This is a genomic window from Acidithrix sp. C25, assembly GCF_904848545.2.
Map to the genome: position 1 here is coordinate 123,616 of NZ_CAJHCI020000006.1, position 20,557 is coordinate 144,172.

Consider the following 20,557-nt stretch of genomic DNA (forward strand, 5'->3'; position numbering starts at 1 on the left):
AGATGAATGAATCGTCTAGTTGTTCAGATTGGAGGTTGAGACACTGAAAAGCACTGGTGAAACCCGTAAAAAAGCAAGTTCGAGCCGTATTATCCAGGAGCCAAAGCCGATAGCAAAGCGATCTTCGGGGTCGACTTCAAAGAGCAGGGCAACCTCTCCTCGAACGTCAGCCATAGCCACTGTCCCTTCAAAGGGATCATCAACCAGCAATAGGCGTCCTGCTCATTTGCGTGCCAGAAGGACAGAGGCGGATGTAGCAGGTTTGATCATTCTTGGTGGCGTTATCTTTGGAGTACTATCTCTCTTTTCAGTACTAGGTGGAGTTGGAACTTCGTTTGATCATCTCTTCGCCGCGGCCTTTGGCTATGGAAGGGTCTTGTTCTACGCTTATATCGGATATTATGGACTGGTGCTTGTCTTAGATATAAGGCCATCGCTCAAGCGTCGGTATCTATCTAGCGGGGCACTTACAATAGTGGCTTTGTTGGCCTTTTCCTCCTTTTTGATCTTTGAGCTTCTACATCCTCATCGCAATCCATCATTAGCGGAGCGAGGCGGCCTTATCGGGTGGTATACCTTTCGAGGCATTGCCGCATTGGTCTCTCCCGGTGGTGCTGGTATATTAATCTTTGTCGTAGTTGTCTTTTCTCTTTTGGATCTTTTTGGCCATTCCCCAATCGCTATCGTTCGGCGTTATCGCTACCGTATTGCTCGCCATTTCAACGACGGATCCGACGCCAGAGAGATTCAAGGAGCGCCTTTGTCCTTGGACGAGCCGCACACTAGCTCTCCTCCTCTGGTGCATAAGCCAACTAGGTCTAGATCTCGATCTAGGATGCCATCGGTTCCGGTATATGACTACGCCGAGGATTCTCTATCGAATGAGGCTTATTTAGGGGCTGATCGGGGAAGCAAGGATCTTGGAAATCCTGAATCAAAGGTCATAAACATACCGGTGCAGCCGTTAGAAGCTGTGGCCGAGGGGTCGGATTCACAAGAGCTAGATGAAGAGCTGCTACTTGGGGGCTCAAATGCAGATGCTTTCGACTCCTCTCCAGCCGATGAGGATCTGGATAGCCAAGATGGGGTTGCTCAGGACTTTGACGAAAAGGCAGATGAGCGAGTTGTTGCGTGGAAGCTTCCTCCGGGTAATATTTTACGACGTTCAGCGGTCCGCGCCTTAGACAAAGATGAACTTTGGAAGCGTGGTCGTATTCTATGCGACGCCCTAGCAACCCATAAGGTAGAGACTTCACTGGTTGGAATGACTGTGGGTCCTACTGTAACTCGTTACGAGTTGGAACTTGGTGCGGGCGTCAAGGTGGCTCGTGTGACATCTTTAAACAAAGATATTGCTTATGCCATGGCGGCGGCCGATGTCCGAATATTGGCGCCTATTCCAGGTAGGAGTGCCATTGGGGTGGAAGTCCCAAATGAGCGCAGAGTAATTGTTGCATTGGGTGACGTTCTTGGCGCTCCAGAGGCGGCGGCTAATTTGCACCCTCTAGCTGTGGCTATTGGTCGAGATATCTCGGGCAAGGCGACATTGGCGAATCTCGCAGAGATGCCTCACGTTCTGATAGCCGGGTCGACCGGTTCTGGTAAGTCTTCTTGTTTGAATTCTATTCTGACCTCAATCCTGATGCGTTCCACCCCAGATGAAGTTCGGATGATTCTGATCGACCCAAAGAGGGTAGAGCTAGGTCAATATAATGGTGTCCCGCACCTTCTGACTCCTGTGGTCACCAATCCCAAAAAGGCGGCGAACGCCTTAGCCTGGGCGGTCAAGGAGATGGAGCAGCGCTATGATCTCCTATCTGAGCTTGGTGCTCGAGATATCGTGGGTTACAACCAGATAGTCGAAAACCTTCAGAGGGAGGCCTCTGAAGAAGATAAAGCGGATTTGCCGTTCGTTGATGCTGCAAATGAGACCTCATCCGAGATTGAGTTGGGTCCATCTCCATTGTTCGATTCCATCAAAGAGAAGTCCTATCGCCACCTTCCTTACATCGTTGTTGTCGTTGATGAGCTCAATGATCTAATGATGGTAGCCGCTAGGGACGTAGAAGAGTCGATCTGTCGTATTGCTCAGATGGCTAGAGCCGTCGGAATCCATCTGGTGATTGCCACTCAACGTCCTAGCGTAGATGTGATTACGGGGTTGATAAAGGCCAACATCCCCTCTCGTATGGCCTTTTCTGTCTCATCCTTAGCGGATTCGAGAGTCATCTTGGACCAACCAGGAGCTGAAAGATTGATCGGTAAGGGTGACATGTTGATGCTAGGAGCATCAACGTCTCACCCCCAGAGGCTTCAAGCTCCGTGGGTCGCGGAAGAGGAGATTCGCAAGGTAGTAGCTTCCTGGATTCGACAGGGTAGAACCAGCTTTGTAGGTGACTTCGAAGTGGTTGAGACTACAAGCGACAGTTCCGATTCCAAAGAGGATGAGGACGAATTGTTCATGGCAGCGTTGGAGCTAGTTGTTAGCTCTCAACTCGGGTCCACCTCAATGCTCCAGAGAAAGTTGCGGGTCGGGTTTTCACGCGCCGGTCGCCTTATGGATTTGCTTGAGCGTAGGGGTATTGTCGGCCCGCTAGAGGGCTCGAAGCCGAGAGTGGTATTGATGGGTAAAGAGGAGTTTGAGAGTTATAAAGATCAGCGACTGATAGGTTAGCTCTTGGGTGATTCTGGTTAATTACTTTTGATGATTACACCAGCTCAAGAATGGCTATTAGCTATCTTTTTGGTTAGTTGGCGCCAAAGCCATGAACCAGATCTTCCAACTTCAATTATTCTATTTCATCGGAGAAGTTCAATTTGTAGCGGTTCGTAGGACGACCTTTTCAATTGAATTTTTTATTTTTTTAATTTAGATGGGATTCGGTAGTTGGGTAGAAACGATTCATGGGTGCCTCGTGCTAAAACATCAGGCGGAGGTTACGGCTATTATCGAAGAGATCGTGCCAGGGGAGCTAAGAGATTACTAATTGGGCTGCTTGTGATCTTGGTTTTAGTTGGTGCCCTAGGGGCGTTTCAGCTTCTTAGGACGCCTCCCCAACCAAAATTAACGACATCGATCTCCTCCAGCCAGGCTATCGCGGGCCCCGCTCCAACTCTTACATGGCCATCTCAAGGCGCGGCAGACGTTGGATTGGAAGGAGTGGGCAGTGTTGGAAATCACGGGACAAAGACTCCGATAGGGTTGGCTTCGGTGGCTAAGATAATCACAGCCTTGGTTATCATCCATGATCACCCTCTCGCTGTGGGCGCCCAGGGGCCCAATCTTACTGTAGCTCCAGGCGATGTGAGCAACTATCAATCCATGCTTGCCGCTCAGGATTCGGTGATGGCTGTCGTTTCTGGTGAAGTTCTAACGGAGTATCAGGCGCTTGAAGCGCTCTTGATTCCTTCTGCTGATAATGTGGCTAGCCTTTTGGCTCAGTGGGATGCCGGCTCTATAAGTGCCTTTACTCAGAAGATGAATCAGATGGCTGCCTCGTTGGGCATGAAGAATTCGAAGTACGTCGATCCGAGTGGATTGGATTCCAATACAGCAGGTACCGCTCCGGATCAACTTCGTGCGGCTCAAGCTCTACTAGCCAATCCGGTCTTGGCTCAGATTGTGGCGATGCCCCAGGCTACTCTACCGGTAGCTGGAGTCGTCTATAATGTGAATGGACTTGTGGGCCACGACAATATCACTGGAGTAAAGACAGGCTCCACGCCAGCGGGTGGTAACTTTGTATTTTCTGGAACCACTACACTTCCAGCGAACCCCGCCCTGCCTCGAAGTGTTAGTTCGAATCCTCAGGTAATTGGTGTGATCTTGGGACAACAGGGCTACACCCCGCTTCCTACCGCGCTATCTGCAGGAAAAGCATTGCTTGATTCTTTTCGGAAGATTCCCAAGAATATCAAAGTTATCAACCAGGGTGCGATTGTCGGTTCGATCTCGGCCCCGGGACAGAGCGCGGTTTCAGTCGTTACCGCCGCCTCAATATCATTGGTTGGATGGCCCGGACTGACAGTTCGATACAGGGTCCAAACGTTGAAGAATTTGCCCTCCTCCTTTGGTAGTGGCTTCAAGGTTGGGACCTTGACCGCGACAATCGGTTCGGAGAGCGCTAGTGTAAATCTCATTGTCAACGGTAGCGTAAAGGCCCCTACAATAGCTTGGAGATTGCGAAGACTTTAGGGGACGTTGTGGCGGTCGGCAGATATTATCAGTTATGATTTTCTTCAATGTGATGGCTAAGTAGACATCGTATCTTTTCCAGTTTCTTTCAAATCGCGATCCTATCTTCATCAACAGCTAGCCCTCTTTAGGTAAATATGGGCTATTAACTAAGTAAGGATTGGCCCACATATTGAGTTTCCTAGGTCAAGAGGTTGATTTTTCATGAAGGTAAGGGTACCGGCTTCGAGTGCCAATTTGGGTCCAGGTTTTGATGTTCTTGGGTTGGCACTGTCGATCTATGTAACGGTAGAAGTGAACGAAGCAGAGAGCCTTTCTATAGTCTCTAGTGGCTTTGGTTGTGATGTGCCAAACAATGCAAGCCATTTGGCGGCGGTTGTTGCTCAAGAAGTTCTAGGCCATAGCAATGTTTCTATAGAGATTGATTCTCAGATTCCCCTGGCTCGAGGTTTAGGTTCGTCGGCAGCACTGTCTGTTGCTGTTGCAGGAGCCTGTGGAGCCTATGATGCTTTTGTAGTTGGCAGTGATTTTGATGGTCACTGTGAGAACGCAGCGGCTAGTTACTTTGGTGGGTTGGTAGCAGGGAGCAGGGTTGGAGACTCTTGGGAGGCTATCTCCATTCCTATTGATCCCCGGTACGGGGTCATTATTGTGGTTCCAGAGATTGAGATACCTACTAAAGATGCTAGAGCAGTTCTTCCTAAATCCATTGCCTTTGGTGACGCCGTCTTTAATCTAGGGCGTATGGCTTTGCTGATGGGCGGTCTAGCAAATATTGAGGCGATGCGATTTGAATTTGGAGAGGATAAGTTGCACGAACCATATCGTGAGGTTATATTCCCTGGGGCGATTACCATCAAAGAGATACTTGGCGATAACGGTGCACTTCTCGCCACCTGGTCCGGCGCGGGAAGTTCAATGATTGGGCTATTCGATCGATATGACATTGCAACCTCTATCTCGACGATCCGTGATGAACTAGCTTCGGCGAATGTTGCGGCTGAGGTGTTTGACGTAGCGATAGATACCGAGGGAATCTGTTTTTTGGAGGATCTTGACGATCCAGATGATCTCGACGATCGAAGCTAAGGGCGATTTATGACAAAGAAGGTAAATGAGAGCATCTGGATCGAGACACTCGGTTGCGCTAAGAATGAGGTAGATTCTCAGAAGTTGCACTTTCGAGCTCAAGGTTTGGGTTACGAAAGCGCCAAGACAATCAAGGATGCATCCATGGTTGTGATAAATACTTGTGCCTTTATAGAGGCTGCGAGGGCGGAATCTATCTCAGTGATCTTAGATGCCCTAGAAGATAAGGCAAAAGAGGCCAAGATCGTTGTGACCGGTTGCATGGCAGAGCGCTACAGGCAGGAATTGACTGACGCTCTTCCAGAGGTTGATCTAATAGTTGGCTTTGGCGAGGAATTTATGCATCACGAGACCTCTGGCATAGAGGGCTCTTCTATTAAGATCTCAAAGACTAGACGCAAAGGGGCGCCATCGATGGATCTCGATCGCTCCTTTGACCTATTGAATCTGCCAATTGGTCCTAGCAATAGCCCTTTTTCATACCTCAAAGTAGCTGAGGGTTGTGACCGCAAGTGTGGATTTTGCGCAATTCCATCTTTTCGAGGCAAGCAACAAAGCCGAGACTTTGATGACTTGGTAGCGGAGGCTGAGACTTTAGCTTCTCCAGAGATTATCGTTATCGCTCAGGATTTGGCTAGTTATGGCAGGGATCTATACGGCAGCGCTCGGTTGGTTGAACTGGTTCGGGAGTTGATGGATAAGATAGAATGGGTTCGCCTTTTGTACCTCTATCCGAGTCAGCTGAACTCTGAGCTTATTGATTTGATAGGTTCATCTAGAGTAAATTATTTTGATCTTTCTCTACAACATGTTTCAAAGACGCTTTTGAGACAAATGCGTCGACCGGGATCTGGTTCTGAGTTTTTAGAGAAGATTAGAAGGATTCGCGAGCTTTACCCAAGTGCAGTCTTTCGAAGCAATTTTATCATCGGATATCCTGGTGAGACTGAGGATGATCACGACGAATTGCTTGAATTTATTGAGGCTGCCCAGCTGGACTGGGTTGGATTTTTTGGCTATTCCAAAGAGCAAGGGACCTATGCTGACTCCTTAGAGGGCCAAATCCCAAGTGAGGTTATAGTAGATCGACTCGCACAGGTATCCCAAGCTCAGGAGGCGATCACGGCCCTTAGGCGACGCTCTCATATTGGACGCCAGCTTGAGGTCGTGGTCCAGAGTAAAGGGGTTGGTCGCTCATATATGGAGTCGCCTGAGATTGATGGTCTGATCGTCGTTCCATCAAATCTTAAGGTAGGCTCTTTACAATTGGTGAAAATCCTAGATTGTATCGGGTTAGACCTTGTTGGTGAGCCAGTTGAGGTTGTTTCGGACAAGGAGAGCGGGAGATAGTTTAGAGGTGTCGAGCTACACATTTGGACCTAGCGCAATTGCGACTCCGGCTAATATCATTACCGCGGTTAGGGTCGCATTCACCCCAGTCATAGCAATATTATTTATTCATAAGGGGCCTTCCGTTTTAGTTGCTCTGCTGTGGGTCTTTGTCTCGGTGACAGACGGTGCTGACGGATGGTTGGCACGACGTCAAGGTACCACTCGATCTGGCGCTTTTTTAGACCCATTGGCAGACAAGATATTGGTCTTTGGCGTCTTCTTTGCAATTGTTGCTAAGGGATATGCTTGGTGGTTGCCGATAGCAGTGATGGCCGTTCGGGAGGTTGCTATGTCGTATTACCGCGCACACCTGGGTCGGCGAGGAGTATCCGTACCAGCTCGGCCATTGGGCAAGGCTAAGACTGTGGCACAGCTATTGGCGATCTTTGTCATAGTCACTCCAGGAATCGGTGGATTGCGTGGTCCTCTTTCGGTCTCTTTGATTTGGATTGCAGCAGTTCTAGCATTGGTCTCAGGTTATTTTTATTTCATCGATGGATCTCACCCTGCGCCTAGGGCACTTTAGAGATAATCTGGAGTCGTTTGCATTTTTTTTTCATTGTGATCCAATAGAGCTATGAGTTGCCAAATGTAAAGGCGATCAGCCTTTTGGTTTGTGGCTAGGTCTCTAAGGTTTTTGTTTTCTAAAGAAAGTAGCAAAGTTGCGCGTAGAGATCGTTGCGGTTGGAACTGAGTTGCTGTTGGGTCAAATTGTTGATACGAATTCAACTATGATCTCGCAAAGGCTCGCGGATGTTGGTTTGGACTGTTTCTTTCAAGCCAAGGTGGGAGATAACCTAGAGCGTATCAAGCTTGTCCTTCGTGACGCCCTTTCTCGAAGTGATGCGGTTATTGTCTGTGGTGGGCTTGGGCCAACCCAGGACGATATAACCAGGGAGGCTATCGCTGGCGTTATGGGTGTTCCCCTTGAGATGCATGAAGATATTGCTGAGTCTATCAAGGCGATCTTTTCGTCTAGGGGACGGACGATGTCTCAGAATAACCTACTCCAAGCCATGGTCCCTGTCGGAGCTAGTGCCATAACTCAAGTGCGAGGTACCGCACCTGGACTGATAGCACCTGTAGGTAGAAAAGTAATCTATGCAGCACCTGGAGTTCCATACGAACTATCTGAGATGTTAGATCGTGCTATTATCCCTGATCTTTTGGAGCGCCAAGGTGACAAAGCAAGCATCGTCTCTCGTGTGATTCGATGTTGGGGTCTCTCAGAGTCGGCATTAGCTGAACGCCTTGATCCGCTTTTTCAAGAGATCGACTCAACTAAGGCTCCGATCACATTGGCCTTTTTGGCCAGCGGCATTGAGGGTATAAAGGTTCGCCTTAGTGCCCGGGCTGATACCAAAGAGGCGGCAAGTCAGGTGATAAGCCGATACGAGGCAAAGGTTCTTGAAGTCGTTGGCGACCATGTCTTTGGCTATGACGATACCACCATGGAGGCCGCTGTCGGTGAGTTACTTTTAGAGAGATCTCTCACCTTGGCTGTTGCGGAGTCTGTAACTGGAGGTTTAGTGGCATCTCGTATCGTTGCGGTTCCAGGAGCATCGCGGTGGTTTAGGGGAGGTGTTGTGAGCTATGACACCGAGGTAAAGCGAACCCTATTGGGAGTAGTAGCCGACGATGTGATAACCGCCCAGGCCGTGATAGAGATGGCGATTGGGGTTCGATCGGCGATCAAAAGTGACGTCGGCTTAGCTTTTAGTGGAGTTGGGGGACCGGAGGGCGTTGGAGATCATGCCGTAGGAACTGTCTTTGTTGGGGTTGACCTTGGTGATGGAGCTCCTTTTGCCCATGAGCTAAAACTGCCGGGGGATCGCGAGCGAATTCGACAGTTCTCAACAATCTCGGGTTTGGATCTGCTTCGTCGTCGGATACTCAAAGGGTAGCCACTCCTTTGAGTACTTAATAGATGTCTATTTGGTTACGAGTCAAATCCATAGCCTAGGGCTCTGGTTGTTCTGAGCCACAGCCCCTCTTTGGCAGTGAGGTCTTCTCTGGCAAGAGCATGGCGTGTGACCTGGACCGCTGCGTACCTAAAGGGTTCAGGGGGCAAGATTCTTGGCTTTGATTTCGTATATTTTAGGCAGAGTAGCTTTGAGTTTGGGTTGAATAAAAGGTCATTGGTGACCTGTGCGCCAAAGCGAGTAGCTGCTACTCCAAGGCCGGTGTAGCCGGTTGAATATGCAACTTTTTTATCGAATATGGTACCGAAAAATGGGGAAAATCTAGTGCAGGTGTCTATGGCTCCGGACCAGGCGTGGCTAAATCCAATCCCCTCCAAGTTGGGAAATGTCACGAAGAATTGGTTGGCCAACTTCTCGTATGTCTTTGGCCTCCATTCATAACCAGCGTCAAGTCTGCCTCCGTAGTGGTAGATCGCGTCGTATCCGCCCCAAAGTATGCGATTGTCAGACGTGAGGCGGCAGTAGTGAAATTGATTGGCGATATCTGAAAGTCCCCATCGTCCTTCCCACTTAATCTCTTCTAGTTGTGCCCTCTCTAATGGTTCGGTCATTAGAACATAGTCGTAAACGGGCAGAATGTAACGGCGAATCTGAGGGTTCAACGAGGTCGCCACATTGGTGGCCAGAATTGCTTTGGATGAGATAACCTCCCCAAAGTCACTTTGCAGATGCAGGCCACTACCCCTAGCTCGTAGCGAAGTGACTGGCGTATTTTCAAAGAATTCGATACCGAGCTCTATTGCATGGTTGTAGAGTCCGATGCTAAGGCGATATGGATCAACGATTGCGGTTAGCTTCGGGTTGAAGATCGCCTCTTGATAGCCAGTGACATTGATCATTGATTTTGCATCTTTGGCACTAAGGAGCTTCGCATTTTGACCATATCGGTTGCGAAGGTCCACTGTCTCTTTGAGGTCCTGATCTTTTCTAGTGGCAAATTCCAATGATCCAACTACTTGGTAGTCACACTCGATGGAGTTGTTCTCGATGAATTTGCCAATGGCTAGGAAGTTCTCAACCCCTAACTTTTCTAGATCATAGAGTTCGTCGTTAAATTGCGATTGTCCCTGCTCTAGGCCGTGTGTGAGGCTGTGTTGGACAAAGCCTCCATTTCGTCCACTTGCGCCACTTCCAATACTTTGCGCCTCTAAAACTGCGACTCTAATTGCGGGGTTGGCCTCTTTTGCTAAAATTGCACTCCAAAGGCCGCTAAAGCCACCTCCTATGATTGCTAGGTCAACCCTGATTGAGGTCGTCAATCTAGGCGAGGAGTATTCTTTCGGCCCTTGGTTGTCTATCCAGAATGGCCGATGTAGGGTCTTTGATAGCGATTGTGTGAATCTATTGTTCATTGGGGATCTATGCATCTTTTGTGCGTCCTTTGAATAGTCATTTCAAGTGATGAATTCGCGGCGAATCTGATTGAACTGATAGGTCGTAGGCGATTGCAGTGATCGTGTGATCGATCTTGAGTTAGGTCGGCGGTCTCTTATGAGATTTCGATAAAGATGCTTATGCAATAGCTACTTGACCCAAGATTCGCTTTGGCTGTAGGAAGTCGTCTATTGTGCATATTATGGTCGGGCAATGTGGAAAGCTAAAAGGTGAAAACCTAAAAGCTGCGCCCTTGGTTCTCTCTATTTCTGTTTGTCATCTGCTATCGAAGCAATATCGGTTTTGGGAAAGCCGGTAATACTAAAGCCAAGGTTGAAAAAGAGAGTATCTCACCTCCAATGAAAGATATAGATATATCCTATACTCAATTAGAAATAACTCTCTGCTATCGAACATATGTTCTTATTCGTGCTAATCTAGTACCTTAGGTTTTTAAACTACACAATTGAAGTTCGTTGTTACTTTGAACTGATAAGTTTCGTCCCGGAAGAAAAGTCCGTGGTGCAGATCAATTTGAAAAGAAAGTAAGAGGAGATAAAATGGCCGCAAGAGTTCCAAAGCAGAGTAGCGAGGGAATGGACAAAAATAAAGCCCTCGAGATGGCGATAGGCCAGATAGAGCGTCAATTCGGCAAAGGCTCAATTATGCGGATGGGCGCGGCTCCTAAGATGGCAATAGAATCCATCTCCACCGGGGCTATGGCACTTGATCTTGCTCTTGGCGTTGGTGGCCTACCTCGAGGTAGGGTAGTGGAGATCTTTGGCCCAGAGTCCTCAGGTAAATCAACACTGGCGCTACACGTAGTTGCAGAAGCTCAGCGTACGGGTGGTATTTGCGCTTACGTGGACGCTGAGCATGCGCTGGATCCAGTCTACGCTAAGGCTATCGGGGTGGATATCGATGCCCTTTTGATCTCGCAGCCTGATACCGGAGAACAGGCCCTAGAGATCGCTGATACCCTAGTTCGATCAGGTGCCTTGGACGTTCTCATCATTGACTCTGTGGCAGCACTTACGCCTCGTGCCGAAATTGAAGGGGAGATGGGTGACTCTCACGTAGGGTTGCAAGCTCGGCTGATGTCTCAAGCACTTCGTAAGTTGACAGCTAACTTGAATCGTTCTAACACAATTGCTGTCTTTATCAACCAACTTCGTGAAAAGATCGGCGTTATGTACGGATCTCCGGAGGTGACTCCAGGTGGAAGGGCTCTGAAGTTTTACGCTTCAGTCCGATTGGATATTAGGCGTATCGATCAGATTAAAGATGGCGCCGATATTGTAGGTAATCGTACCCGTGTCAAGGTTGTTAAAAATAAGGTAGCCCCGCCTTTCCAACAAGCAGAGTTTGACATTATGTATGGTAAGGGCATCTCAAGGGAGGGGTCGCTCCTTGATGTGGGAGTGGACCTGGGATTGATAAAGAAGGCTGGCGCATGGTATACCTATGAGGGCGAGCAGCTAGGTCAGGGGCGTGAGAACGTGAAGTCCTATATCGAGTCAAACCCAGTTTTGATGGCCGAGCTTGATGAGAAGATTAGAGCTGTCGTCGTCGTGGATCATAAGGCGGAATTTACAGAGGAAGACGACGAGCCGATCTATTTAGACGAGTGATTCTTTCTCGATGAAATTCGCTTTTTTGCGGTTTCTATGAAATTTGATTTAGGCTGCTCTTTGATTATATCTATTCAAAGGCAATAGGAATGGTACTAACGCCCTAACGGGGTGGGTGCGGAAGGTTATCGCTGCACTGTTAGTGAGCCTAGTAATCAGCTTTATACGGCACTTTTTATACAGCACTCCCCGTGCGCATTTGGAGCATTCTGGCTGTTCACTTTTGTGAACAGCCAGAATGCTCTTTCATCAAGGTTTTAGTTGTGCCCAAATTGCAACCAGACCATTAATATCCGGTAGCTTTGGGTTGGCTTAGGTTTGGTGTGTGTCGATCACTTGGTCGATCGCCTTTACCCTCATGAACTTAGCGAATTCACCCACCCCTTTTTTTATGATTTTCCTCGAGGTGCCTTTGGCACTTTTGTTGTTAGCACTTTTTATAAATATTTCATTTTATGATTTAGTGTGCATATCAATACTTCAGGGGCAAATCATTTAAATGAGGTTCGCGTTTTATGGGTCTCGCGGAAGTTGTCGGAGTCTGGGTTGGCATTGGACAACCATGCGAGGTTTAACTTGATCTCACTCTGGGTAATCTCAAAAAGACAATCGAGCATTGGTTGATAGGCTATAAGTCGTGGAGAAAAGTTTTTTTGTTAGGACATTTGGTTGTCAGATGAATGAGCATGATTCAGAGCGAATATCTAATCTTTTGATTCGCGATGGTTATGTCTCGAGCGATAATGCCCTCACGGCCGATGTAGTGGTTCTAAATACTTGTTGTATCCGAGAGAATGCTGACACCAAGCTCTATGGAAACCTAGGGCATTTAAAGGCTATCAAGGACGAGCGAGAGGATTTCAAGATTGTAGTGGCCGGTTGTCTGGCCCAGAAGGATCGCGATCTTATCCGCAAGCGTGCTCCCTGGGTAGATTTGGTGGTGGGTACCCACAATGTTTCAAGGGTAGCAACACTTCTGGAGGAGACTTCTACCAAAGGGCCAATAGTGGAGATCCTTGAGGAGTCGATCTTAGATCAAGAGTTCTTTTCGTCGCCGGGTCCTCGATTGAGTCTTCCCTATTCGGCTTATGTGACCGTGCAAATTGGATGCGATAATAACTGCGCCTTTTGCATAGTCCCGCAAGTTCGCGGTAAAGAGATCTCTCGTCCCTTTGGTGAACTCCTTGGTGAAGTTCGACAACTAGCTCAAGATGGAGTTACCGAGATAACGCTCTTGGGGCAGAATGTAAATTCGTATGGTCGTGACCTTACGGTTGACGCACGGCGCAGTGGAGTCTTTGATTCTAAGATCGTTGGTGAACAATATCTAAGTGAGGAAGGGGCAAGGCTACGGCCGCTCTTTGGCGACCTTATGCGAGAGGTAGCTCAAATAGACGGCATTTCTCGAGTTCGCTTTACCTCCCCTCATCCAAAGGATTTGAGGCCCGAGACAATTGAGGCAATGGCCTCGACTAAAGAGATAATGAACCACCTGCATTTTCCTCTTCAATCGGGGTCCGATCGGATTCTTGCTCTCATGCACCGTGGATATAGCGCAGAGCGCTACCTAGAGAAACTCCGTGATGCACGCCTTGGTATTGACGACTTAGCTGTTACTACAGATATTATCGTCGGCTTTCCCGGTGAAACCGAAGAGGACTTCGAGGCCACATTGGAGGTGGCGGCGAGTGCACAATATGACGGAGCCTATACCTTTATCTACTCTCCTCGACCTGGAACCGAGGCCGCTGCCATGGTGGATCGCTTCATAGCTCCGGAGGTGATCTCTGATCGTTTCGATCGTCTTAAGGTTGTGATTGAGCGAAGCGCTCTGGCCCGGCACGAGGCTCGCATTGGTAGGGTTGAGGAGGTCTTGGTCGAAGGGCCGAGTAAGAAGAATCCAGATCATATGAGTGGAAGAACTGCACAGAATAAGTTGGTGCACTTCAACAAGGAACCGCAATTCAACAGTGCTGAGCGGTTGGGCGTGGGTTCTTATGTGGAAGTGGAGATTACTTCAGCTACGCCATATTTCCTAAGGGGAAGATTGCTGAACGTGGTGCGTTCTCCGAGGCATCGAAGAAAGTTGCAGGTAGCGGCTTATTGAATTCGCTCTCTGGAGTTGGTTCTTATTTTGAGGTTGATGCTCGAGGTAGGTTAGCTTAGGGATTTGTTTGGCGAACTTGGACCAAAGGGCAATTGTTCGCTCGTAGGCAATGTTTATATACCTGCTTAGCTCGAGCTTAGTGATTTTAGGGTTGAGTCACATAATCGATTTTAGTCTTAGCCTGGATCCACCGAAAATTTAGCCGCTCAACTTTGATTTTGGCATAGAAAAGGTGCTCTGAACTGGTAGAATGATGTTTGAAGACACTTCAAATCCATCAGTTCAAGGAGCACCTTTTAGATGCGAGCATCTACTAGTGCTTTAGAGTGTTTGATAGTCACCTTTGACGATTCGAACGCAGTTTCCAACAGTGGGTTAATACTCCCTATCACCCTTGCTGAGAGACTTGGCCTTAGGGATCTCTTTGATTTACACATTGACCTCGAGGATCGTCCTGGACGAGTAGATGTTGGCAGAAAAGCTATGGCTATCATTGCATCTATCTTGCATCGCATCTATCTTGGCCGGTGGTGATTGCATTGATGACACTGCAATCCTTGAAAGCCCAAATGCACAAGTGATTCTTGGTCAGATAATGCCAGCACCATCTAGGTTTGGTGTCTTCTTGCGTAGTTTTGAGACCAGCGACATCGCAGATGTTGAACGAGTTGCAGCTTTGTTGCTAAAACGAGCCTGGCTAGCTGGAGCAGGTCCAGGTGATGAGTCACTCACCATTGATGTTGATTCCACAATATGTCAGGTATATGGAAACAAAAAAGAAGGAGCTTACTTTGGTTATACCAAAGTAAGGGGATATAACCCACACCTAGCAGCAGTTGGTAAAACAGGTGACATTCTTGGAATAGTGACACGTGAAGGCAACGCCAATACCGCTCGTGGTGCCGGGGAGTTTGTAACCCAGGTAATCAACAATGCCAGAGCCGCTGGAGCAACTGGTGAAATAACCATGCGTTTTGACTCTGGGTTCTTCTCAAGAGCCGTTAGAGACGCAGCTAGTGCGGGTGATGTTCGCATTTGCATTACAACACGGATGTCCAAGAGACTAAAAGGTATCATCTCCGATATCCAAGAGGATGCCTGGACTTCAATTGTCTACTGGCTTGAAGGTGGAGCTGATGTAGCAGAAGTGAAATATCGCGCATTTGCAAGAGATAGACAAGACGTTCGTCTTATCGTACGAAGGGTCAAGCCTACTCCAGGGTCTCAGCTGGCACTATTTAGTGACTATGACTATCACGCATTTATTACCGATCGACAAGGCGAAACGCTTTTCCTTGAGGCTGATCACCGAGCACATGCCCAGATCGAACTAGTCATCAAGGATCTCAAAGGAGGTTCTAGGTGGAATCATGTTCCATCCCGATACAAGAACGCTAATGCCGTTTGGTTGGCTCTGGTCTGGTTAGCCATTGGTGCAATTGCACACAACCTGGCGCGGTGCAACTGCACAACCTGGCGCGGTGCAACTGCACAACCTGGCACGGTGCAACTGCACAACCTGGCACGGTGCAACTGCACAACCTGGCACGGTGCAACTGCACAACCTGGCACGGTGCAACTGCACAACCTGGCACGGTGCAACTGCACAACCTGGCACGGTTCACTGCACGAATAGGTGCTATTACAGAAACTGTAATAACCACACCAAAGCTTCGACGGTGTTACTTTCAGATCGCAGGACATATCACTCGTTCAGCTAGAAAAGTAATACTGCATCTTGAAGAACACTGGCACCATAAGGATAAGTTCTTAGAGGCTCTTGATCGGATCAGAAAGTTTGAGATCGCCATCACCTGAACATCTGGTTACCTAACACACTGAATATTACTTGAAACAACTGCTCTAGAAGACAAGGGATTAGGTCGCTATACCCAAAATGAGATTTCAGAATCTCAAAAATGACCAAAAAGGCTCAACCACAAAGGGAATAGGTCATATTTGGCACTCTGAAACCAGTTACGAGTCATAGACCCTCCGTCAAACCTAAATCAGTTCCGAAAAACCGACTTGGATTCACACCGAAGGGCTCAAGCTGGTCCAATTCTGTGGATTCAGGCTTAGGAGCGATGGCGGATTTTATTAATTCCAGGGGGTAATAGCGCCAAGTGTTGATTATCGAAGGAACTTTTCAGCGATCTTAGCTGGGTCCGTTGCTGGCGAAGGTGCTGGCGAAGGTGCGTTTTGTACATCGAAGCTTCGGTTGCCTAGATTGATCTTTGCGGTCCAAGTTGTTTTAGATTCCAGTTGTGAGAGTTCAGTTTTTGAGAATTTCAATAGAGCATCCTCGATTGCTACCTCGATAATTACGGTTTGTCGCATCTCCTTTTCGTTGGGTGCTCGCACTTGATCCCAGCGGCCAGGGAGGATGAAATCCGTCAGTTGTTTTAGTGCCTTTAGCTTTAGAGCAGAATTTACTATCTCTTTAGGCGAGCCTGCGATTAGTACACTTTTGTAGTCCATTGTGTGATCAAAGATGGAGTCTGGTAATACTAACGCAGAGGTGGCATTGATCAGAATTGTAATCTTTTGGTTTTTTAGAGATGCACGAATGATTGATGACGCTCTAGATCCATGGAGTAGGATCGTGTCACCAACTCTTGCATAGAGTGTTGGAACCATTTGGACGGTGCCGTCAATTTCTACGCCAATGGTGCAGGTCGCGTATTGATCTATGAATTGGTATATGGCATTTTGGTCATAACTTGTCTGATTTAAGTTACGACGGAATGCAAATGGATTTCGTTTAGCTCCTAGATCGAGTGGTGAATCCATTTATTTGCTCCAAAAATTAGATTGCAAAATTGATGTTAGTCGCCGTTTCACTGGCAAGTCACTGAAACTTTATAGTGCCCATCAAAGTTATGGCGAAGTGGTATCTCCTTCGAGAACCAAACGATTCATAGGGGCTCTGCGATGAATCAGGTGGCTATTGTGCTGAGTCGGATTTTATACCGCAATCTTCGATTAGTCACCTGATTCAAAGGTTTTGTGTTGGTGTTTTATTAGATGTTTGGATAGAGGTGGTAGTCGGGGAAGTTTCCAAATAGTCGTTCGCCAACCGGTCCTTCAGTAACGGCCTGTACTAGGTACTGACCTCCGACAAAGGCACCTTTCCAAGATGCTCCCGTGCCGCCAAAGGGCTCTTCGCGGTCGCCTCTTGAACGAGGTTGATTGATTCCTACTTTGTATGCATTTACCTCTTCGGCGAGACGTTTGGCTAGGTCGATATTGTCACAGGCAATCGAGGAGACCAATGCACCGTTGGAGACGTTCATGGCGCTTAGCATCTCAGCTGGCGTGTCCACGATAACTACTGTATCTACTGGTCCGAATGGTTCGGAGTGATAAAGTGCCGACGAACTCGGTGGGTTGAGTATGGAAACTGGGGCAAAATATGCATCCTTGTTTTGACCAGGAACGAACCTACTCTCTGCTAATTCTCCACGAAAGAGCGGGATACCTCCTTTTGCCATAGCCTCCTCGACCTTGAGTGCAAGTTCTCTCGCTTTGGTTGCATTGATTACGGGGCCGAAGTCAACATCGGGCAAGGGGTCGTTCACATTGGAGACGGCTAGGGGATTTCCGATGGTGAGGGAGTCGAGAACGGGAATATAGGTCTCTAGGAATTGATCAAAGAGGGACCTTTGTACGACAAATCTTGGGTACGCAGTGCATCGCTGTTTTGCATATTCGAACCCTTTTTTCATGTGACCCGAAAGCGTCTTCCAATCTGAGAAGTCCCAAATTCCCCAAGCATTAAGGCCTTCTTGCTCAAGCATGTGCCGCTTGTCGACTCTTACTAGTTCCGATGCGATCTGTCCTCCAGTATCCCTACCTCCTACGAAGGCGAGGCAGCCAATTTCGGGTGATCGAACTAAAACGGGGCTGAGACGTCCGCCAGAGCCAGAGACCAGAGTCACTGGTAGCCCTTCTTCGTTGGCGTAATGCATCGCCAAGGTAAGAGCTGCTACGCCACCATCAGTAGGAGACTTTGCGATAACGGCATTTCCAGCTAACATCTGCACAAACATTGAATGTGCTAATACCGAAAGCGGGTAATTCCATGAGGCAATGTTGGAGACTGGTCCTGGTAGTGGGGTGCGACCAGCCATCATGGCATCAATATTGTCTAGATACCATTCCACTCCTCCGGTGGTTCGATCCACCGAGGTGAGGGCCTGTCGATATGGCTTCCCAATCTCCCAGACAAGCAGGAGAGCTAGAAGTTCACGGTTCGCCTTGATTCTATCGATTGCCCGGCGAACTCGTTCTTTTCGTTCGCTTAGATCGACTAAGGACCAGTTTTGATGGTCTTTTACACAGGCGATCAGAGCCTGATGTGCGTCTTCTGCATCCAGCATTGAAGGTCCGATTATGGAGCTTGCATCAATCGATGAGATGGCGTTGTGTGGATGTCCAATACGTTGCCACTTGCCGTCCCAAAGGTTGTTGATCCTATCGCTCTCAAAGGCGGCTGGGGCTTCGGCCCTAGCACGAGCATATACTTCGTTCCAAGTTGCACCTGGTTTGATAAACTTCTCTTGATTTTGTATTGTCACACCTATATTGTTTCCGCTAGGTACAAAGTTTCAGGCCGCATATCAAGAAAAAGAGAACTTGTCAATACAAGTTTTTTTCGCATTTTTGTAAATGTCGACATCGCAATTGGCCAATACTAGCCAGATCGTCGTTTTCTACGCCACGGCTAGAATTGCCGCGAACTGGCGACAATGAAGATGGCGGGCGTTCTCGTTTCTGGCCAGGCGGTGTCCGGCGTTTAGGTGGCATGAGCGTAGTACTGGCTTTCTATCGAACTTAGGAACCAGTCGTTTAGTTGTCCTTGTGGCAAAACTCAGGGAACGGGAGTACGCCGAGGCCGAAAGGCGAAGACGAGAGTGCCGGATGTCACCACTGGGGCGGACTGGGGTGCATTAGCGATGAAGCTCTTGTAATGAGGGTGGAGCAAAGGCCCCAGGCGAACGGGCCGTAACGGACTAGTCAACCCAGCAGTGAGGATGAGCCAACACTGACGCGAACCGCCTTGAGAGTGTAGAGCCTCATGGTCTGCCGTGGTATTTAGTGGTGAAGTAAAGCGGTTCGACCACCAAGACCGAAAACATCACACCCATGACCAATTTAAAAGCAGCATCTCTAGCTATAAGATGACTCGCGCCCACAGTACTCTAGCTTAGCACGCTTCAAATTCGGAAATACAGTTAGCATTACTCACCAGAAAAGTCAGATTATTTCGCTGGTGAATAGGTCAACGAGTTTGACTTTAGAAGAGATTGAATCCTATCCGTTTTCGAACGATAGGGTGTTGCTTTCAGATGCGCTCGCTATTTGAATTGTATGGATTTGTTTTAAACTCAGCAAGATTTAAACCTAGCAAAATTCAAGAACAGCGAAATTCAACCCGGCATGGTTGATGGCTACATTGTCTTGTTGATTTGATTTTGCTCTTGAGCGGGGAGACTTGCCTTGAGTTATAGTCAAGTATTCGTATAGGTCCAAGCTCAATATGACTCGCTATAAATGGGGTAAAGCTGGCAGTGGGTTAGTGGAACTAACGGCGAGTAACTATGCAGCCCGAAGATGCTTGCCAGCTAAGAAATGAGGCTGGAGATGGATTTTGCACGTTATGTTGAAGATGCAAGTATGAACCGACTGGAGCGATCAAACCGAGATGTCAGAGCACCGAGGGACCAATGATCCACGAAAGATGGCCATTGTGGGCGCAACCGGTGTGGGAAAGACGGCTATTTCTATTGAGATTGCTCACGCATGGCCCAAAGTAGCTCTTCTTTCTTGCGATTCCATGGCTATCTATCGTTACATGGACATCGGGACTGCCAAACCTAGTGCTGACGAACTTGGTGGAATACACTATGGGTTGATCGACCTTGTCGATCCAGACGAAGAGTTTTCGATCGCTCAATTTCGCCAAGCCTCAAATTGGTATTTAGGGCAACTTTCTAGAGATGAGATCGCGCTCTTTGTTGGAGGATCAGGGCTTTACCACACTGCGGTCTTTGATAATCTAGAGATTCCTCCGAATAATCCAACAGTTAGAGCTTTTTTGGAAGAACAAGCGCTTGAGCGTGGCTTGGCCCCCCTTTGGGCGGACCTCGTCCGATTGGATCCGGTTGCATCCAGTAGGATTGACCCGAATAATTCGAGGCGAATTATTCGGGCTCTCGAAGTTATTGAAATTACTGGCCGAAGGTTTTCAGAATTTGGGGGAGGGGTAGATGCCTATCCTTTATCCAGTGGTGAGATAGTCGGAATCGAAACGGACCTTTTGAAGGCTCGAATTGACTTAGCGTATCGAATTGATCGATTGATTGACTATGGCTGGATTGAGGAGGCGCGGTGGCTCAAGGAGAACTTTGACCTGTCGCGGACTGCCCTTCATGCGATTGGCTATTTAGAGCTATTTAGATATATCGATGGCGCTCTCTCTCTTGAAGAAGCCAAGGAAGCCACTTTGACTAGGACGCTTCAATTCGCCAAAAGGCAACGATCTTGGTTCGGACGCGATCCTCGTATCGTTTGGTTTCGAGAGATTAAAGAAGCTCAAAAATATATCCTGGACCAAATCGACACCTTGTGACGTCTCAGCGATTTAGGACTCCCAGGGGCTCCCATTTGTCGGAATTATCCGCTGCCTTTGCTCAAAATGGCTAGCTTGTGGTGAATTCGCCGTGAATTCGCCTTCACTTTTCTAATAATTACCTGGGCTAATAATAAGTGGGCCCAGCATGAG

General features: G+C 48.1%; 16 protein-coding genes. 12 read left to right on the plus strand and 4 right to left on the minus strand.

Annotated features, from left to right (window positions below):
* Nucleotides 1-15: 15 nt before the first annotated feature.
* Entirely contained in the window at nt 16-174 is a 159-nt protein-coding gene (locus ACIDITHRIX25_RS69890; protein WP_213333383.1) for a hypothetical protein, read from the minus strand.
* Between the two features lie 52 nt (nt 175-226).
* Between ACIDITHRIX25_RS69890 and ACIDITHRIX25_RS69895 the strand changes: the two genes are divergently transcribed.
* The 6 genes from ACIDITHRIX25_RS69895 (at nt 227) to ACIDITHRIX25_RS69920 (ending at nt 8,580) form a co-directional block, all read left to right on the plus strand.
* Nucleotides 227-2,674, plus strand: coding sequence for an FtsK/SpoIIIE family DNA translocase (locus tag ACIDITHRIX25_RS69895; protein WP_201732231.1), 2,448 nt, complete (start codon nt 227-229; stop codon nt 2,672-2,674).
* 234 nt (nt 2,675-2,908) lie between these two features.
* Nucleotides 2,909-4,195, plus strand: coding sequence for a D-alanyl-D-alanine carboxypeptidase family protein (locus ACIDITHRIX25_RS69900; RefSeq protein WP_201732232.1), 1,287 nt, complete (start codon nt 2,909-2,911; stop codon nt 4,193-4,195).
* Nucleotides 4,196-4,399: 204 nt separating this feature from the next.
* Nucleotides 4,400-5,284, plus strand: coding sequence for a homoserine kinase (thrB, locus tag ACIDITHRIX25_RS69905; RefSeq protein ID WP_201732233.1), 885 nt, complete (start codon nt 4,400-4,402; stop codon nt 5,282-5,284).
* A gap of 9 nt (nt 5,285-5,293) precedes the next feature.
* Nucleotides 5,294-6,634: a 30S ribosomal protein S12 methylthiotransferase RimO gene (gene rimO / locus ACIDITHRIX25_RS69910; RefSeq protein WP_052603876.1), complete on the plus strand. Its 1,341-nt coding sequence runs from the start codon at nt 5,294-5,296 to the stop codon at nt 6,632-6,634.
* Nucleotides 6,635-6,641: 7 nt separating this feature from the next.
* On the plus strand, nt 6,642-7,202 hold the full coding sequence (locus tag ACIDITHRIX25_RS69915; protein ID WP_052603877.1) for a CDP-alcohol phosphatidyltransferase family protein: 561 nt from the start codon (nt 6,642-6,644) through the stop codon (nt 7,200-7,202).
* A gap of 136 nt (nt 7,203-7,338) precedes the next feature.
* Nucleotides 7,339-8,580 (plus strand): competence/damage-inducible protein A, encoded by a 1,242-nt coding sequence (locus ACIDITHRIX25_RS69920; protein WP_201732234.1) that lies wholly within the window; start codon nt 7,339-7,341, stop codon nt 8,578-8,580.
* Nucleotides 8,581-8,615: 35 nt separating this feature from the next.
* Here ACIDITHRIX25_RS69920 and ACIDITHRIX25_RS69925 read toward each other — a convergent pair whose 3' ends face one another.
* Nucleotides 8,616-10,010 (minus strand): NAD(P)/FAD-dependent oxidoreductase, encoded by a 1,395-nt coding sequence (locus ACIDITHRIX25_RS69925; RefSeq protein ID WP_201732235.1) that lies wholly within the window; start codon nt 10,008-10,010, stop codon nt 8,616-8,618.
* 582 nt (nt 10,011-10,592) lie between these two features.
* Between ACIDITHRIX25_RS69925 and recA the strand changes: the two genes are divergently transcribed.
* The 5 genes from recA to ACIDITHRIX25_RS69950 all read left to right on the plus strand — a co-directional run bounded on the left by recA (nt 10,593) and on the right by ACIDITHRIX25_RS69950 (nt 15,588).
* Nucleotides 10,593-11,663, plus strand: a complete 1,071-nt coding sequence (gene recA / locus ACIDITHRIX25_RS69930; RefSeq protein ID WP_052603880.1) for a recombinase RecA — start codon at nt 10,593-10,595, stop codon at nt 11,661-11,663.
* A 637-nt stretch (nt 11,664-12,300) separates the two neighbouring features.
* Complete coding sequence (miaB, locus tag ACIDITHRIX25_RS69935) at nt 12,301-13,770, plus strand: tRNA (N6-isopentenyl adenosine(37)-C2)-methylthiotransferase MiaB (RefSeq protein ID WP_201732236.1); 1,470 nt, start codon at nt 12,301-12,303, stop codon at nt 13,768-13,770.
* 300 nt (nt 13,771-14,070) lie between these two features.
* The gene (locus tag ACIDITHRIX25_RS69940) at nt 14,071-14,304 is read left to right on the plus strand and encodes a hypothetical protein (RefSeq protein WP_201732237.1); all 234 of its coding nucleotides are present in this window, start codon (nt 14,071-14,073) and stop codon (nt 14,302-14,304) included.
* On the plus strand, nt 14,264-15,406 hold the full coding sequence (locus ACIDITHRIX25_RS69945; RefSeq protein ID WP_201732238.1) for an IS1380 family transposase: 1,143 nt from the start codon (nt 14,264-14,266) through the stop codon (nt 15,404-15,406). The genes ACIDITHRIX25_RS69940 and ACIDITHRIX25_RS69945 overlap by 41 nt, the downstream gene beginning before the upstream one ends.
* Nucleotides 15,367-15,588 carry a hypothetical protein gene (locus tag ACIDITHRIX25_RS69950; protein ID WP_201732239.1) on the plus strand — a complete coding sequence of 74 codons (222 nt, stop codon included), beginning with the start codon at nt 15,367-15,369 and terminating at the stop codon, nt 15,586-15,588. Before ACIDITHRIX25_RS69945 ends, ACIDITHRIX25_RS69950 begins: the two co-directional genes overlap by 40 nt.
* A gap of 315 nt (nt 15,589-15,903) precedes the next feature.
* Here the strand turns inward: ACIDITHRIX25_RS69950 and ACIDITHRIX25_RS69955 are convergent, their stop codons facing one another.
* Nucleotides 15,904-16,563: a pyridoxamine 5'-phosphate oxidase family protein gene (locus ACIDITHRIX25_RS69955; protein ID WP_201732240.1), complete on the minus strand. Its 660-nt coding sequence runs from the start codon at nt 16,561-16,563 to the stop codon at nt 15,904-15,906.
* A 230-nt stretch (nt 16,564-16,793) separates the two neighbouring features.
* The gene (locus ACIDITHRIX25_RS69960; protein WP_200891137.1) at nt 16,794-18,350 is read right to left on the minus strand and encodes an aldehyde dehydrogenase family protein; all 1,557 of its coding nucleotides are present in this window, start codon (nt 18,348-18,350) and stop codon (nt 16,794-16,796) included.
* A gap of 1,127 nt (nt 18,351-19,477) precedes the next feature.
* Between ACIDITHRIX25_RS69960 and miaA the strand changes: the two genes are divergently transcribed.
* Nucleotides 19,478-20,404: a tRNA (adenosine(37)-N6)-dimethylallyltransferase MiaA gene (miaA, locus tag ACIDITHRIX25_RS69965; RefSeq protein ID WP_201732241.1), complete on the plus strand. Its 927-nt coding sequence runs from the start codon at nt 19,478-19,480 to the stop codon at nt 20,402-20,404.
* Nucleotides 20,405-20,557: the final 153 nt, after the last annotated feature.

Bases quoted from the DNA above. Each gene is read 5' to 3' on its own strand.
- ACIDITHRIX25_RS69890 (WP_213333383.1), bottom strand. From the start codon at position 174: ATGGCTGACGTTCGAGGAGAGGTTGCCCTGCTCTTTGAAGTCGACCCC.
- thrB (WP_201732233.1), top strand. From the start codon at position 4,400: ATGAAGGTAAGGGTACCGGCTTCGAGTGCCAATTTGGGTCCAGGTTTT.
- rimO (WP_052603876.1), top strand. From the start codon at position 5,294: ATGACAAAGAAGGTAAATGAGAGCATCTGGATCGAGACACTCGGTTGC.
- ACIDITHRIX25_RS69925 (WP_201732235.1), bottom strand. From the start codon at position 10,010: ATGAACAATAGATTCACACAATCGCTATCAAAGACCCTACATCGGCCA.
- recA (WP_052603880.1), top strand. From the start codon at position 10,593: ATGGCCGCAAGAGTTCCAAAGCAGAGTAGCGAGGGAATGGACAAAAAT.
- ACIDITHRIX25_RS69940 (WP_201732237.1), top strand. From the start codon at position 14,071: ATGCGAGCATCTACTAGTGCTTTAGAGTGTTTGATAGTCACCTTTGAC.
- ACIDITHRIX25_RS69955 (WP_201732240.1), bottom strand. From the start codon at position 16,563: ATGGATTCACCACTCGATCTAGGAGCTAAACGAAATCCATTTGCATTC.
- miaA (WP_201732241.1), top strand. From the start codon at position 19,478: ATGTCAGAGCACCGAGGGACCAATGATCCACGAAAGATGGCCATTGTG.